13 protein-coding genes and 1 tRNA gene are annotated in these 14117 nt (G+C 71.4%); 9 read left to right on the plus strand and 5 right to left on the minus strand.

Annotated features, from left to right (window positions below; genetic code table 11):
* The first annotated feature begins 136 nt into the window (after positions 1-136).
* Together IF20_RS22260 and IF20_RS22265 are read left to right on the plus strand one after the other, a co-directional pair.
* Positions 137-769 carry a bifunctional DNA primase/polymerase gene (locus IF20_RS22260; protein WP_234426767.1) on the plus strand — a complete coding sequence of 211 codons (633 nt, stop codon included), beginning with the start codon at positions 137-139 and terminating at the stop codon, positions 767-769.
* Positions 770-835: 66 nt separating this feature from the next.
* Positions 836-909, plus strand: a tRNA-Lys gene (locus IF20_RS22265).
* Here IF20_RS22265 and IF20_RS22270 read toward each other — a convergent pair.
* The gene (locus tag IF20_RS22270; RefSeq protein WP_052867166.1) at positions 871-2049 is read right to left on the minus strand and encodes a M6 family metalloprotease domain-containing protein; all 1179 of its coding nucleotides are present in this window, start codon (positions 2047-2049) and stop codon (positions 871-873) included. The genes IF20_RS22265 and IF20_RS22270 overlap by 39 nt on opposite strands.
* A 366-nt stretch (positions 2050-2415) precedes the next feature.
* Here IF20_RS22270 and IF20_RS22275 point away from each other — a divergent pair, with 366 nt between their 5' ends.
* Positions 2416-4317 carry a putative bifunctional diguanylate cyclase/phosphodiesterase gene (locus tag IF20_RS22275; RefSeq protein ID WP_052867020.1) on the plus strand — a complete coding sequence of 634 codons (1902 nt, stop codon included), beginning with the start codon at positions 2416-2418 and terminating at the stop codon, positions 4315-4317.
* Between the two features lie 51 nt (positions 4318-4368).
* Here the strand turns inward: IF20_RS22275 and IF20_RS22280 are convergent, their stop codons facing one another.
* The 3 genes from IF20_RS22280 to IF20_RS22290 all read right to left on the minus strand — a co-directional run bounded on the left by IF20_RS22280 (position 4369) and on the right by IF20_RS22290 (position 7323).
* Positions 4369-5445 (minus strand): LLM class flavin-dependent oxidoreductase, encoded by a 1077-nt coding sequence (locus IF20_RS22280; RefSeq protein ID WP_052867167.1) that lies wholly within the window; start codon positions 5443-5445, stop codon positions 4369-4371.
* A gap of 171 nt (positions 5446-5616) precedes the next feature.
* Complete coding sequence (locus tag IF20_RS22285; RefSeq protein WP_052867021.1) at positions 5617-6345, minus strand: maleate cis-trans isomerase family protein; 729 nt, start codon at positions 6343-6345, stop codon at positions 5617-5619.
* 84 nt (positions 6346-6429) lie between these two features.
* Positions 6430-7323: a maleate cis-trans isomerase family protein gene (locus IF20_RS22290; RefSeq protein ID WP_052867022.1), complete on the minus strand. Its 894-nt coding sequence runs from the start codon at positions 7321-7323 to the stop codon at positions 6430-6432.
* A 200-nt stretch (positions 7324-7523) separates the two neighbouring features.
* On the opposite strand from IF20_RS22290, the gene IF20_RS22295 reads away from it, so the two are divergent.
* Together IF20_RS22295 and IF20_RS22300 are read left to right on the plus strand one after the other, a co-directional pair.
* On the plus strand, positions 7524-8489 hold the full coding sequence (locus IF20_RS22295) for a D-2-hydroxyacid dehydrogenase (protein ID WP_052867023.1): 966 nt from the start codon (positions 7524-7526) through the stop codon (positions 8487-8489).
* 96 nt (positions 8490-8585) lie between these two features.
* Complete coding sequence (locus tag IF20_RS22300) at positions 8586-10007, plus strand: amidase (protein ID WP_052867168.1); 1422 nt, start codon at positions 8586-8588, stop codon at positions 10005-10007.
* On the opposite strand, the gene IF20_RS22305 is transcribed toward IF20_RS22300, so the two are convergent.
* On the minus strand, positions 9988-10509 hold the full coding sequence (locus IF20_RS22305) for a DUF3830 family protein (RefSeq protein ID WP_031063065.1): 522 nt from the start codon (positions 10507-10509) through the stop codon (positions 9988-9990). The two genes, IF20_RS22300 and IF20_RS22305, sit on opposite strands and share 20 nt — an antisense overlap.
* A gap of 295 nt (positions 10510-10804) precedes the next feature.
* On the opposite strand from IF20_RS22305, the gene ehuB reads away from it, so the two are divergent.
* The 4 genes from ehuB to ehuA are packed head-to-tail and all read left to right on the plus strand — an operon-like array spanning position 10805 to position 13941.
* A complete protein-coding gene (gene ehuB, locus IF20_RS22310; RefSeq protein ID WP_052867024.1) occupies positions 10805-11737 on the plus strand; it encodes an ectoine/hydroxyectoine ABC transporter substrate-binding protein EhuB in 933 nt (310 codons plus the stop codon).
* Positions 11725-12489: an ectoine/hydroxyectoine ABC transporter permease subunit EhuC gene (ehuC, locus tag IF20_RS22315; protein WP_407702539.1), complete on the plus strand. Its 765-nt coding sequence runs from the start codon at positions 11725-11727 to the stop codon at positions 12487-12489. The genes ehuB and ehuC overlap by 13 nt, the downstream gene beginning before the upstream one ends.
* The gene (gene ehuD / locus IF20_RS22320) at positions 12486-13136 is read left to right on the plus strand and encodes an ectoine/hydroxyectoine ABC transporter permease subunit EhuD (protein ID WP_052867026.1); all 651 of its coding nucleotides are present in this window, start codon (positions 12486-12488) and stop codon (positions 13134-13136) included. Before ehuC ends, ehuD begins: the two co-directional genes overlap by 4 nt.
* 34 nt (positions 13137-13170) lie before the next feature.
* Positions 13171-13941: an ectoine/hydroxyectoine ABC transporter ATP-binding protein EhuA gene (gene ehuA / locus IF20_RS22325; RefSeq protein WP_110944421.1), complete on the plus strand. Its 771-nt coding sequence runs from the start codon at positions 13171-13173 to the stop codon at positions 13939-13941.
* Positions 13942-14117: the final 176 nt, after the last annotated feature.

The following is a 14117-nucleotide window of genomic DNA, read 5'->3' on the forward strand; positions in this document are numbered from 1 at the left end:
CGGCTCATGATCACTGTGGCGTTGATCATGAGCCGTTGGCATATGCGGCCCAGAAGATACTCCGCCGCACCCTTTCGTGTCCCGTTTTCCGGCGAACCGCAGAAACGGAACCTCATCCACCGGTAAACCTGTCGGCATGAGTGACTGGCCCCAGCCCCCGGCCCCTGACCTGCACCACGCCGCTGACCTGCACCACGCCCCTGACCTGCACCACGCGTCGTACGTCACGCTCGCCGGCGCGGACTGGCTCGCCTCGGCGAGCCCGCACCCCCGTCGGGTCCACCACCTGTGGGCCACCCACCCCACGGCGCCCATGATGTTGCCGTGCGGCACCGTCTTCGACGTGATCAGCGCCCCCGCCCTCTTCGGCCGCCGGATGGCGGACTGCTTATGGGCCGCGGGCCCCGGCTCCGGGCCCGTGGCGATGCACCGCGACCGGCTGCTGCTGTTCGCCGCGCGCGGCACCGCCCAGCGGCTGCCGTCCCTGCTCGCCTGGGAGGAGTGGGCGCGGTCGGTGCCGCCGCTGCTGTGCCACGGCGCGGGTGACGCGGTGAGCATCCCGCCGCTGTACCCCCGCCCGGCCGCGCCCGGCGCGCCGCCGTCGGCCTCCCGCTGGCTGGTCGCCCCCGACGTGCGCAAGCCCTGGCTGCCCGGCGCGGACGTACTGCTGTGGGCGTGCGTACGGGCGGCGCGGTCGGCCCCCACGGAGAGCCCGGCGGCCCCGGAGGCCGCGCGTCCGGTGCCGTCCGGCGCGCCCGCCCGGGCCTGAGCGGTCCGCCGGCGAATCGATTTTTGCCCACCCCGATCAGGGTGCTAATGTTTTCTCCGTCAGCAGGCGCCGCTAGCTCAGTTGGTTAGAGCAGCTGACTCTTAATCAGCGGGTCCGGGGTTCGAGTCCCTGGCGGCGCACAGACAAGGCGAAGGCCCCGCGTCCAGGCTCTCGCCGACGCCCAGCGGCGCGTCCGCGAGCGGCGGGTGTACCGAGGCGCCCCAGCAGGCCGAGGTGCCCGGGTGGCCGTCGAGGACCCGTACGGGCCCCTCGCCGGAGGACGTCGCACCGTCGACGCGGTAGACGAGCACGCCCTCGCGGCACAGGCCCCGGTCGTTGCCGGCCGCGGTCCGCGCCTCCACGGCGATCGCGCCGCTCTCGCCGGTACGGGCCACCAGCAGCCGCGGCGGCTGCGCGGAACCGGCGGTCATGGGCGCGGCCAGGGGGCGCAGGGTGCGTACCGTGCTGCCGGTCGCCGGGACGCAGTCGACCTGGCGGTCGCCGAGCCAGCCGAGCTTCCACTTGTGCCAGGCGAAGGGCTCGGGGGCCATCCCGAACTGGCTGCCCATGAGGTCCCAGTCCCCCACGTAGGTGTCCCAGTCGCCCATGCCGTCGGCCGGCCGGTGGTAGAGGTCCGGCAGGTCGAAGACGTGGCCGGTCTCGTGGGCGAGGACGTTGTGGTCCGGCGGGTTGCTCTCGAAGACGGTGACGAAGCGGTGCAGCGGGGCGCCGTCCGCGGTCAGCGGCCGGTCGAGGTTGACGACCTTGGTCGCGTCGGGGTCGACGCCGGGCGCCTCGGGGTCGGCGACGAGGTAGACGACGTCGTACCGGCCGAAGTCCACCTGCGCGTCGGCCGCGGCCACCGCGTCGTCCAGGTACGCGGTGCGTCCCGCGGCGTCCCAGTCGCGCTGTATCCCGTACGCGGCGGAGGTGCGCGGCATCTTCACCCACTCCCGCCGGACGTGCGGGCGCAGCCGGAACTTCCCGTACGAGGCGGTCGTGAAGAAGCGGCTGGTGGCGGGGAAGTAGTCGGTGGCGAGCCGGCGGGGCGCCGTGCGCGGCCGCGCGTCGGGGAAGGACAGGAAGATCATGACGGCGTCGAGGGAGTGCAGCGGGCGCGCGTAGGTGCCGTTCCAGGAGTTCAGGCCCTCGGAGTGGTGGACGTCGGTGCGCGGCAGGGCGCAGGAGAGCGTCGCTTCGGAGGCGGTGGCCGGCGCGGCGACGATGGAGGTGGCGATGAGCGCGATCAACGACGTGGCGATGGCGGCGAACCGCCGCAGTGGTCCGTGGTCCACCCCGTCGGGTGTCTGGGAGTGCTGCACATCGACCTCCCGGAACGCAGTCGGAACATCCCATCCACCCTGTGGGGGTTCGTGAGGGTTCGTCCTGTTCCGTGGGGCCAGTTGAGTGACAGCCGCATCCCAGTGCGTCATCACGCAACGTCACAATCGATCGGCCGATGCAAGTCAGCGAACAGACGCGCACAGAAACCATCAAACATCTGCCATCGATGCCGATCGTCACGGTGGTGTTGCTGGCTAGCCCGTCCGGGAAACCTCTATGATCGCCACACTTACACCGCGGATTCCCCTTCCCCGAGATCCCCCGAGATCGACCGACCGGACCAGCGCCAGCGGGAGCGAGCAGTGAGCGGACACTCCGACGGCACGAGCCGCGCCTCCGGAGCGACACTGCCCGCAGTCACTCAGAGTGACGAACCGGCCAACGAAAGCGACGGGGCGGCGCGGACGGGCGGCGAGCACTCCGCAGCGCCGGACGGCGCCGCCGACCACGCCCCCGCGCCCCTGCCCGCCTCCCCCGGCGGCTACCGCGCCGCCTTCGAGGCCGCCCGGCTGCCGATGGCCGTGCTCGGCCGGGACGGGCTGGTCACCGCCGCCAACCCGGCCTTCGGCGAGCTGCTGGGCAAGGACCCGCGCGCGCTGGCCGACGCCTCCGCCGCCGACCTCACCGACCTCGGCGGCGACCCGCACGTCTGGGCCGCGTACCGCGACGTCCTCGCGGGCCGCAGCGACCGGCTGCGCTGCACCCGCCGGCTGAAGCACCCCGCGGGCCACTCGGTGTGGGCCGAGGTGAGCGTCGAGCCGCTGCCCGGCGGTGACGACGTCCTGCTCTCCGTCGCGGACGTCAGCGACCGGCGCGACCTCCAGGCCCGGCTGCGCCACCTCCAGATGCACGACCCGGTGACCCGGCTGCCGAACCGCGCCCTCTTCTTCGAGCGGCTGGCCGTGGCGCTGGAGTCGGCGACGTACGACCGGGGCGGCACCGGCCGGATCGGCCTCTGCTACCTCGACCTGGACGGCTTCAAGGCCGTCAACGACACGCTCGGGCACCGCGTCGGCGACCGGCTGCTGGGCGCCGTGGCGGAGCGGCTGGCCCGCTGCGCCGAACGCCCCGCCGGCCGGGCCGGGCGCGGCGGCCGGCTGGTGGCCCGGCTGGGCGGCGACGAGTTCGCGCTGCTGGTGGAGGACTCCACCGGCACCGAGCAGCTGGCCGACCTCGCGCAGTCCGTGCTGGACGCGCTGCAGCGCCCGTTCGACCTGGCGGGGCAGCGGCTGTCGGTCTCGGCGAGCATCGGGGTGGTGGAGCGGGCCGCGGCCGGCACCACCGCGACGGGTCTGATGCAGGCCGCCGACACCACGCTGTACTGGGCCAAGGCGGACGGCAAGGCCCGCTGGACGCTCTTCGACCCCGAGCGCAACGCGCACCGGATGACCCGGCAGGCGCTCTCCAGCACGCTGCGCCCGGCCGTGGACCGCGGCGAATTCACGCTGGAGTACCAGCCGCTGGTCGGGCTCGGCGACGGCCGGGCGCAGGGCGTGGAGGCGCTGGTGCGCTGGCGGCACCCGCAGTTCGGGACGCTTCCGCCGAATCGCTTCATCGGACTGGCGGAGGAGAACGGCGCCATCGTGGAGCTGGGCCGCTGGGTCCTGGAGCGCTCCTGCCACCAGGCGCGCGCCTGGCAGCTGGCCCGCCCCGACGAGCCGCCGCTCTTCGTCAGCGTCAATGTGGCGGTCCGCCAGGTCTGGGACTCCGACCTGGTCGCGGACGTGGCCGGCATCCTGGACGAGACCGGCCTGGCGCCCGAACTGCTCCAGCTGGAGCTGACCGAGTCGGCCGTGATGGGCTCGGCGGGGCGGCCGCTCCAGGCCCTCCAGGCGCTCAGCGACATGGGCGTCCGCATCGCCATCGACGACTTCGGCACCGGCTACTCCAACCTGGCCTACCTCAGCCGGCTGCCGGTCTCCGTGCTGAAGCTGGACGGCTCCTTCGTCCGCGGCTTCCGCTCCCCCGAGCATCCGAACCCGGCCGACGAGACCATCGTCGAGGCACTGGTGGGGCTGGCCCACCGGCTGGGCCTGACGGTCACGGCGGAGTGCGTGGAGAACGCCGACCAGGCCGAACGGCTGCGCCGCATCGGCTGCGACACCGGCCAGGGCTGGCTGTACTCCCGGCCGCTGCCGGCCGACCGGGTCCCGGTGCTGCTCGCCGGCCCGCCGATGACCGGGGAAGAAGGGGAGCGGGGCTGACGGGACCCGTCACCGTCCCGGCAGCCCCGTCCCCCGCCCTGAGGCCCCCTGTCAGGCGCCGTCCGGCAGCCCGTACGCGTCCGCGATCAGCTCGTAGGAGCGGAGCCGGGCCGCGCCGCCGTGCGCGTTGGCGGTGATCATCAGCTCGTTCGCGCCGGTGCGCTTGGCGAGGTCGTCCAGGCCCTGGCGGACCGCGTCGGGCGTGCCGTACACGACGTTGCCGAGCCAGTTCTCGACGAAGTCCTCCTCGACCATGCTGTACGGGTGGCTCTCCGCCTCCTCCGGCGTGGGCACGAGGCCGGGCCGGCCGGTGCGCAGCCGGATCATGGAGAGCGCCCCGGCCAGCACCTGGCGGCGCGCCTCGGCCTCGGTCTCGCTCGCCAGCGCGCCGACGCCGATCAGCGCGTACGGCTCGTCCAGCACGGCCGACGGGCGGAAGGTCTCGCGGTACAGGTCCAGCGCGGGGATGGTGTTCTGCGCGGAGAAGTGGTGCGCGAAGGCGAACGGCAGGCCGAGCTGGGCGGCGAGCCGGGCGCTGAATCCGGAGGAGCCGAGCAGCCAGACCGGCGGGCGGTGCGCGGACTGCACGCCACCGGGCGAGGTCGCCTGGACCGGACCCGGCACGGCGTGGATGCGGGAGTAGCGGTGCCCGTCGGGGAAGTCGTCGTCCAGGAAGCGGATCAGCTCGGCGAGCTGCTGCGGGAAATCGTCCGCGCCCTCGTTGAGCCGGTCGGTGCGGCGCAGCGCGGCGGCGGTGGCGCCGTCCGTGCCGGGCGCGCGGCCGAGGCCGAGGTCGACGCGGCCCGGGGCCATCGCTTCGAGGGTGCCGAACTGCTCGGCGATCACCAGCGGGGCGTGGTTGGGCAGCATGACGCCGCCGGAGCCGAGCCGGATGGACTCGGTCTGCGCGGCCAGGTGGGCGAGGATGACGGCCGGCGAGGAGGAGGCGACGCCGGGCATGGAGTGGTGCTCGGCCACCCAGTAGCGGTGGTAGCCGCGGCGCTCGGCGGTCCGCGCGATGGCGGTCGCGGTGCGCAGCGCGTCGGTGGCGGTGTTTCCGGCGCCGACGGTCAGCAGGTCCAGGACGGACAGCGGTACGGGCGCGGTGCCCTGGGCCGTGCCCCGGATCTCGTCGTCGGTGCCGGGCGTGCCGGAGGCCCGGGCGGGTTCGGGGGCCGGGCCCCGGCTTTCGTCGTGGTGGCCGCTCACGGTGCGGGTCCTCCTAGGTCGCGGGTCTTCCCCGCGGCCAACCGGAGTAGAACTCCGTTTATTCCCGGCGGCCGGTTCACGAGGTCCCGGTCACTCCTCCCGACGGGGTCCGGCGAAGAGGGTGCCCAGCTCCGGCCGGACGATCTCCCGGTCCAGCAGCCGCAGCCCCTCCCACACGGTGACCTGGTTGGCGGTCAGCACCGGCTTGCGCAGCGCCGCCTCCACGGCGGGGAGGTACGCCGCGGTGTGCAGCGCGGTGTCCGGCAGCAGGACCACCTCGGCGTCCGGATGGTCCCCGGTACGCGCGAGGTGCAGTACCTCCTCCAGCCCCCACGTCCCGACCTCGGCCGCGGTGATGATGCCGCTGCCGCGGGTCTGGACGACCTCCGTGCCCGACGACTTCAGGAAGGCGTGGAAGTGCTCGGCCACGTCCTCCGGGTAGGTCGCCGCGATGGCCACGCGCTCGGCCCCCAGCGCCTGCACGGCCCGCGCGAAGGCGAACGACGTACTGGACGCCGGCAGCCCGGCGGTGGCCGACAGCTCCCGCACCTGCTCGTGCGCGCCCTCCCAGCCGAAGACGAAGCTGGCGCTGGTGCAGGCCCAGACGACGGCCTCCGCGCCCTGGTCCTTCAGGTCGGCGACCCCGGCGGCCAGCCGCGCCGCCGACCCCATTTCGAGCAGGGCGTCCACCCGGTGCGCGTCCTCACCGATGTCGGTGTGGACCAGCGGCAGCCGGACGCCGCCGCCCAGGAGGGACTCGATACGGGGATAGTCGTCCTCGGCGGAGTAGCCGGGGTAGAGGAAGCCGACCGTTGCCATGCAGAACTCCCATGCGTCGTGCGGGTACGGATGCGGGTGTGCTGACGGAGTGCGCCGATGTGCTGTTCGGGACCGTACGGGCCGTCAGACCTCGTACGGGTCGTCCGGAAAGGGCGGGGCGTCGAGCCCCTCGGCCTGCTCGGCCTCGGGAGCCGCCGGCGGGCCGGCGAAGGCCGCCTCCGGCTCCGGGCGTTGGTGCCGCGGAATTTCCGGTGAACCGGACAGCGCCGCGGGACCGCGTCTCGCGACGGGATCGAGCAACGCCTGATAGGGACCTACCGCGTGGATGCCGATGGCGCGCAACGCGCCCCACATCGTGACCTGGTTGGCCGACAGGACGGGCATCCGCAACTCGGCCTCCAGCTGCGGGATCACGTCGTAGGTCGGCAGGTTCGTGCAGCTGATGAAGAGCGCGTCGGCCGCGCCCACCACCGCCTGCCGCGCCATGTCGACCACGTCGCGGTACGGGACCTTCCAGATGTGCCGGGTCAGGCCGAGGTAGGCCCGGCCGGTGACCGTGATGCCGCCTTCTGCCAGGTAGTCCTCCAGGGAGTCGGTGACGGATTTGGTGTAGGGCGTGACCACGGCGATCCGCCGCGCACCGATCTCGCACAGCGCGTCCAGCAACGCCCCCGAGGTGGTCACCGAGGGCACTTCGCCGGCCTGCCGCATGGCGGCGCACATGGCGCGCTCGCCCGCCACGCCGCCGACGAAACTGCCGGAAGTGCAGGCGTAGGAGACCACCCGCGGGGCGACCGCGGACAGCGCCTGGACCGCCTCCCGGAGCGTCTCGTGCTCGCTGACGAGCCGGGCGAGGTCGAGGGACACCTCGACCGGTACGAAAGGGGTGCGGGTCAGATGGAGGGACACGTCGTCGGGGACCCAACGCCACAGCTCGCGGTCGAGTGCGAAGTCGAAGGGTGCAACGACGCCCACGCCGCACTGCGGCTGTGGGCCGCCCAGAAAAGAGACGTCCATGAATGGCCCCTAGAAGAACGAAAAGGGCTAGGCCATCGGCCAGGGATTTTGAAACAACCGGCACAAGCCGGGACGTCGGGACAGAGCCGTTGTTGACACGGTAGATACGGCTTCCTAGCGTGGTCAATCCTCGCATCTCAGGCATCTGTCGGCGCCTCTTTCAGTTAAAGGGGCACTCGTTTCAGAACGGTTTCTGGCCCATGACCGAAAACACCGTCCTCGTCCTCGGATCCGACCCGGCACCGAATCTCGGCAGACTGTCCGGGAGGGCCGAAGTGATCTTCGCGGACGAGAAGACCCTGGCCGACCGACTTCCCACCGCCGATGTGCTCTTGGCCTGGGATTTCACCTCCGACGCCATCCGTGACGCCTGGGCCGCGGGCGGCCGGCGCCCCGGCTGGGTGCACACCGCGAGCGCCGGCGTGGACCGGCTGCTGTGCCCCGGACTCATCGAGGACGAGACCGTTGTGACCAATGCCCGGGGAGTTTTCGAGCAGCCCATCGCGGAGTACGTCGCCGGTCTCGTGATTGCCATGGCCAAGGATTTTTATGGCAGTTGGGAACTCCAGCGGCAGCGGCGCTGGCGACACCGGGAAACACTTCGGGTGGCCGGATCGCGAGCCGTGGTGGTCGGCTCCGGGCCTATCGGGCGGGCCATCGGACAGACCCTGAAAGCCCTCGGCGTAAAGGTCGACCTGGTCGGCCGGCGGGAGCGGACGGGCGATCCGGAGTTCGGGACGGTACACGCGAGCGGTGCGCTGGACGGGTTGCTGCCGACCGCCGACTGGGTGGTGTGCGCAGCGCCGCTGACCGACGAGACCCGCGGCCTCTTCGGCCGGCAGGTCTTCGGCCGGATGAAGGAATCGGCCCGGTTCATCAACGTCGGGCGCGGCCCGATGGTGATCGAGCAGGACCTCGTCGAGGCGCTGCGCGGCTGGCGGATCGCGGCCGCCGCGCTGGACGTCTTCCAGCAGGAGCCGCTGCCGTCGGACAGCCCGCTGTGGGACGTCCCGCACCTGATCGTCTCGCCCCACATGTGCGGCGACACCCTCGGCTGGCGGGACGCGCTCGCCGAGCAGTTCCTGGACAACTACGACCGCTGGGCGGCCGGCGAGCCGCTGCTGAACGTGGTCGACAAACGGCTGGGATACGTGCCGGTGCAGTAGCCGGCCGTATACGGCCGCCCGTCGCGCCGCCGGCCCCGGCCACCCGCCGGGGCCGGAAAAAAATCCGCATACTCCACTCCCCCGATGGAGGGCTCGATGACCCAACTGGCGGATCTCACAGCACTGCGGCTCACGGCCGGCTACGCGGCCGGCGAGTTCTCCCCGGTCGATGCGGCGCGGGCAGCCCTGGAACGGGCGGAGCGGATCCAGCCACACGTCAACGCCTTCACCCGGCTGACGGCCGACGAGGCGCTGGCCGCCGCGAAGGAGTCCGAGGAGCGCTGGCGGACGGGCACCCCGGTCGGCCCGCTGGACGGCGTGCCGGTCACCGTGAAGGACGTCTTCCTGATGCGCGGCGGGCCAACTTTGCGCGGCTCGCGCACCGTCCGGGCCAACCAGGCGTGGGACGAGGACGCGCCCTCGGTCGCCCGGCTCCGGGAGCAGGGCGTCGTCTTCATCGGGAAGACCACCACCCCGGAGTTCGCCTGGAAAGGGGTCACCGACAGCCCGCTCCAGGGCGTGACCGGCAACCCGTACGACCCGTCCCGGACCGCGGGCGGCTCCAGCGGGGGGAGCGCCGCCGCGGTGGCGCTGGGCGCCGGGCCGCTGAGCCTGGGCACGGACGGCGGCGGGTCGGTCCGCATCCCCGCCTCCTTCTGCGGGATCTTCGCGATGAAGCCGACGTACGGGCGGGTGCCCATGTATCCGTCGAGCCCGTTCGGGACGCTGGCCCACGCGGGCCCGATGACGAAGGACGCGGCGGACGCGGCGCTGATGATGGACGCGATCTCCGGGCCCGACGCGCGGGACTGGTCGCAGCTGGCCCCGCCGTCCGGCTCCTTCGTGGAGCAGCTGTCGGGCCCGGTGGCCGGGCTGCGGGTGGCGTACAGCCCGGCCCTGGGCTGGGACGTCGCCGTACGGCCGGAGGTGGCGGCGGCCGTCCGGCGGGCCGTCGAGAAGCTGGCGGAGCTGGGCGCGCACGTGGAGGAGGTGGACCCGCGGATCGAGGATCCGGTGGCGGCGTTCCACACCCTCTGGTTCAGCGGCGCGGCGCGGGTCGTGCAGCCGGTCGCGGAGGAGGCGCGCGAACTGCTGGACCCGGGGCTGCGCGCGGTCTGCGAGCAGGGGGCGCGCTACAGCGCGCTGGACTACCTCGCGGCGGTGGACGTGCGGATGGCCCTCGGCCGGCAGCTGGGCCGGTTCCACGAGACGTACGACCTGCTGGTCACGCCCACCGAGCCGATCACGGCGTTCGAGGCGGGCGTGGAGGTGCCCAAGGGGTCGGGGCACGAGCACTGGACGGGCTGGACCCCGTTCACCTACCCGTTCAACATGACGCAGCAGCCCGCCGCGTCGCTGCCCTGCGGCGTGGACGGCGACGGGCTGCCGATCGGGGTGCAGCTGGTCGGGGCGCGGCACGCGGACGCGCTGGTGCTGCGCGCCGCGCACGCCCTGTACGGAGCCGGGGTCGCGGACATCCCGGCCCCGGCCCTGGCGGCTACGCCCGGCGGAAGCTGAGGGTCTCGCCGAGGGCGCCGGCCCGCCAGAGGTCCTGACAGGCGTCGGCCATCCGGTCCAGGCCGTCCACGACGGAGCCCCAGACGATGCCCGGCACCCAGCCCGCGTCACCGTTGATCAGCAGGTTGTTGCGTTCGTAGAAGAGCGCGAGGTCGACGACGGTGGCGCGCTCGGCGTGCGCCGCCTTGGCGCCCTGCCGCTCGGCCGCCGCCTCGTAGCCGTACGAGGAGGTGGCCAGCTGGGTGTCGGTGAACGTGAAGTAGCAGAGGTCGCCGGGGATCGGGGTGATCGTGGGGTTCTCCAGGGGCGGCTCTTCGGGGGCGAAGGGCGGCACCAGGGCGTAGATCTCGTTGCGGGCGTACTTGGCGTGGTAGACGTCGCCGCCCAGCGGGAGCGCGTCCCAGACGGCGGCGCAGGTGACGGGCGCGCGATCGTCGAGCAGCTTGGCCGTGCAGCGCACGCCGCGCTTGTCCAACGAGACCTCGATGAAGCGGTCGGCCATGATGACCCCTCTTGGTTGATTACCATGCTTGCCGGGCTTACCGTGCGTGCCGGGCTTACCGGTTCTTGCCGGTCATTGGTGATGTATCACCCGGCAACACGAGCGTAGGGCGTTCGCGGACACTTCCCCAGAGGACTCGGGGAAGTCATTTCCCGTCCGCCCCAACAGCCTCGTACACAGCGGTTGTTAACCGGACTTTCCCCCGCAACTCCGTGTACGACCCCTTCGATACCGGAACCATCAAGGGCCGGAAACGATCGGCATAGGTTCCCCGGCTTCGGGTAGTCGCGCGCCCATGGCTCCATCAATGGGGAACACCAAACAAATCAGGCGAAGTTCGGGAAGCGGCCTCCGTCGCCGCACGCTGCTCGCGGGGGTGGCGGCGCTCGGCGCGGCGGGTGCGATGGGCGCGACGAGCGCCTGCAGTCGGGTGTCGACGGCCGACACCGGCGACGGCGGACACCTGCTGGAGCAGCTGCGTGCCAAGGGCACCGTACGGCTGGGACTGGCGGGCGAGCAGCCCTACGGCTACATCGGCAAGGACGGGAAGATGACCGGCTCCGCGCCGGTCATCGCCGAGCACATTTTCAAGCGGTTGGGCGTCGCCAACGTCCAGCCGTTCGCCACGGAATTCGGCTCGCTCATCTCCGGTCTGAATTCTCTGCAGTTCGATGTCGTGGCGGCCGGAATGTACATCAAGCCGGACCGTTGCGAACAGGTCATTTTCGCCGATCCCGAATACCAGATGCTCGATGCGTTCATCGTGCCGAAGGGGAATCCGAAGAACCTGCACACCTACAAAGACATAGCCAGGACCGGCGCCCGCATGGCGACGGGCGTCGGCTTCGCCGAGATCGATTACGCCAAGGCGGCCGGGGTCAAGAACATCACGACCCTGCCCGACCAGCTGGCCGGCCTGCTCGCGGTGGAGCAGGACCGCGTCGACGTGTTCGTGGGTACCGCGGTCACCGTGCGCAACGTCGTGCGGGAGACCGAGACGAAGAAGGCGGAGGCCACCCAGGAAGTCACGCCGTACGTGAACGGGAAACCGGTCATCGACGTCGGCGGCTTCGCCTTCCGTACCCCGGAGACCAATCTGCGGGACGCCTTCAACCGCGAGCTGCACAAGATGAAGAGGACCGGCGAACTCCTGGACCTCATGCGACCTTTCGGCTTCACCAAGGACCAGATGACGACCATCACCGCCAAGGAGAGGTGCAAGCCGTGAGCGAGATCAGCTGGGGTTTGTGGGAACTCCTCCTCCAAGGCGTCTGGGTCACCGTCCAGCTGACGGTGTTCAGCGCCGCACTCGCCGCCGTGGTCGCTTTCGTCATCGGCCTTGCGCGTACCCACCGGTTGTGGATCGTACGCTTCCTCTCCGGCGCCTACTTCGAGATCTTCCGCGGCACCTCCGCGCTGATCCTGATGTTCTGGATCTTCTTCGTCCTGCCGATCGGCTTCGGCTGGCAGCTGGTCCCCATGTGGGCCGCCGTGCTGGCCCTGGGCCTCAGCTACGGCGCGTACGGTTCGGAAGTCGTACGCGGTGCCATCAGCGCGGTGTCCCCCGCCCAGCGGGAGGCCGGCATCGCGCTCAGCTTCAGCCCGGCCCAGCAGCTGCGGAAGATCATCCTTCCGCAGGCCTGGCCCGAGATGGTGCCCCCCTTCAACAACCTGCTCATCGAGCTCCTGAAGGGCACCGCGCTGGTCTCGATCATGGGCGTGGCCGACATCGCCTTCGGCGCCTCGCTGGTGCGCAACGCCACCGGCCAGAGCGCCCCCGTCTACACGATCATCCTCGTCATGTACTTCGTCCTCGCGTTCCTGCTCACGCGCGGGATGCGGGTCGTGGAGCGGCACGCCAAGGCGGGGATCGGCAAGGCGCCCGAGAAGCGCGTGGGCCTGCGCAGCAGGCTCAGCCCCGACCAGGTCGGTGACATCGCGCGCTCCGGTGCGGCTCCCGCGGGAGGTGCGGGCCGGTGAAGTGGAACTGGAACGCCGTCGGCGACTTCATGCCGATGTTCTGGCACGGCCTGCTGGTCACCCTGGAGGCCCTGGCGCTCGGCTCGCTGATCGCCTTCGCGCTCGGCCTGATCTGGGCCATGGCCCAGCGCTCCGAGCACGCCGCGGTGCGCTGGCCGGTGGTCGGCGTCACCGAGTTCATCCGTAACACCCCCCTCCTCGTCCAGCTCTTCTTCCTCTTCTACGTGCTGCCCGAGTGGGGGATCACGCTCTCGGCGCTGACCACCGGCGTGATCGGCCTCGGCCTGCACTACTCGACGTACACCGCCGAGGTCTACCGCGCCGGCATCGACGGCGTCCCGGTGGGCCAGTGGGAGGCGGCGACCGCGCTCAGCCTGCCGCGCACCCGGACCTGGAGCGCGGTGATCCTGCCGCAGGCGATCCGCCGCGTCGTGCCGGCGCTGGGCAACTACGTCGTCGCGATGCTCAAGGACACGCCGATGATCTTCGTGATCGGCGTGCTGGAGATGCTCGGCGAGGCCCGCCAGTTCGCCTCGCAGACGTTCCAGACGATCGAGCCCTACACGATCGTCGGCATCGCCTTCATCGTCATCGCCTACCCGGCTTCCCTTCTCCTGCGAGCCCTGGAGCGTCGTCTTGTCCGCTGACAGCAACCTCTCGAAAGCAACGGCCAACCCGGCGGTGGACGGCAGCGAGCTGATCCGCTTCGACCGCGTCACCAAGCGCTTCGGGGCCAACACGGTCCTGGACTCGCTGGACTTCACGGTCTCCTCGGGCAAGCACGTCACCCTGATCGGCCCGTCCGGGTCCGGCAAGACCACGATCCTGCGGCTGCTGATGACGCTGCTGAAGCCCGACGAGGGCACGATCAAGGTGGGCGGGGAGTACCTCACCCACGAGAAGAAGGGCGAGAAGCTCGTACCGGCCGGCGAGAAGCACACCCGCGAGGTGCGCAAGAACATCGGCATGGTCTTCCAGCAGTTCAACCTCTTCCCCAACATGAAGGTGCTGCGCAACGTCACCGAGGCGCCGGTGCACGTCCTGGGGATGTCCAAGGAGGCGGCCGAGGAGCGCGCCCACGAGCTGCTGGACCTGGTGGGCCTGACCGAGCACGTCGACAAGTACCCGACCCAGCTCTCCGGCGGCCAGCAGCAGCGGGTCGCCATCGCGCGCGCCCTGGCCATGCGGCCGCAGGTGCTGCTCCTGGACGAGGTCACCTCGGCGCTCGACCCGGAGCTGGTGGCCGGCGTCCTGGACGTGCTGCGGGACATCGCGCACACCACGGACATCACCATGCTGTGCGTCACGCACGAGATGAACTTCGCCCGGGACATCTCGGACGACGTCCTGATGTTCGACGCCGGCCGGGTCATCGAGTCCGGGCCGCCGGAGAAGATCTTCACGGAGCCGGAGCACGAGCGCACCCGGGAGTTCCTCAGCGCGGTGCTCTGAGCCCGCACGGCAGGGCCTGCCGCCCCGGAAGCGGGGCGGCGGGCCTTTTCCCGAGCCGAGGCTATGACCAGGGCATATGCCACGGTGGTGAATCGCTGAACAGAAGGACGCCGTACGCCGATTTTCACTCAAGACCCCCTCCTGTCCGCCAGGTTGGCCGCTATCGTGGTACGAGC

The organism is Streptomyces niger, from assembly GCF_000718305.1.
GTDB lineage: Bacteria > Actinomycetota > Actinomycetes > Streptomycetales > Streptomycetaceae > Streptomyces > Streptomyces niger.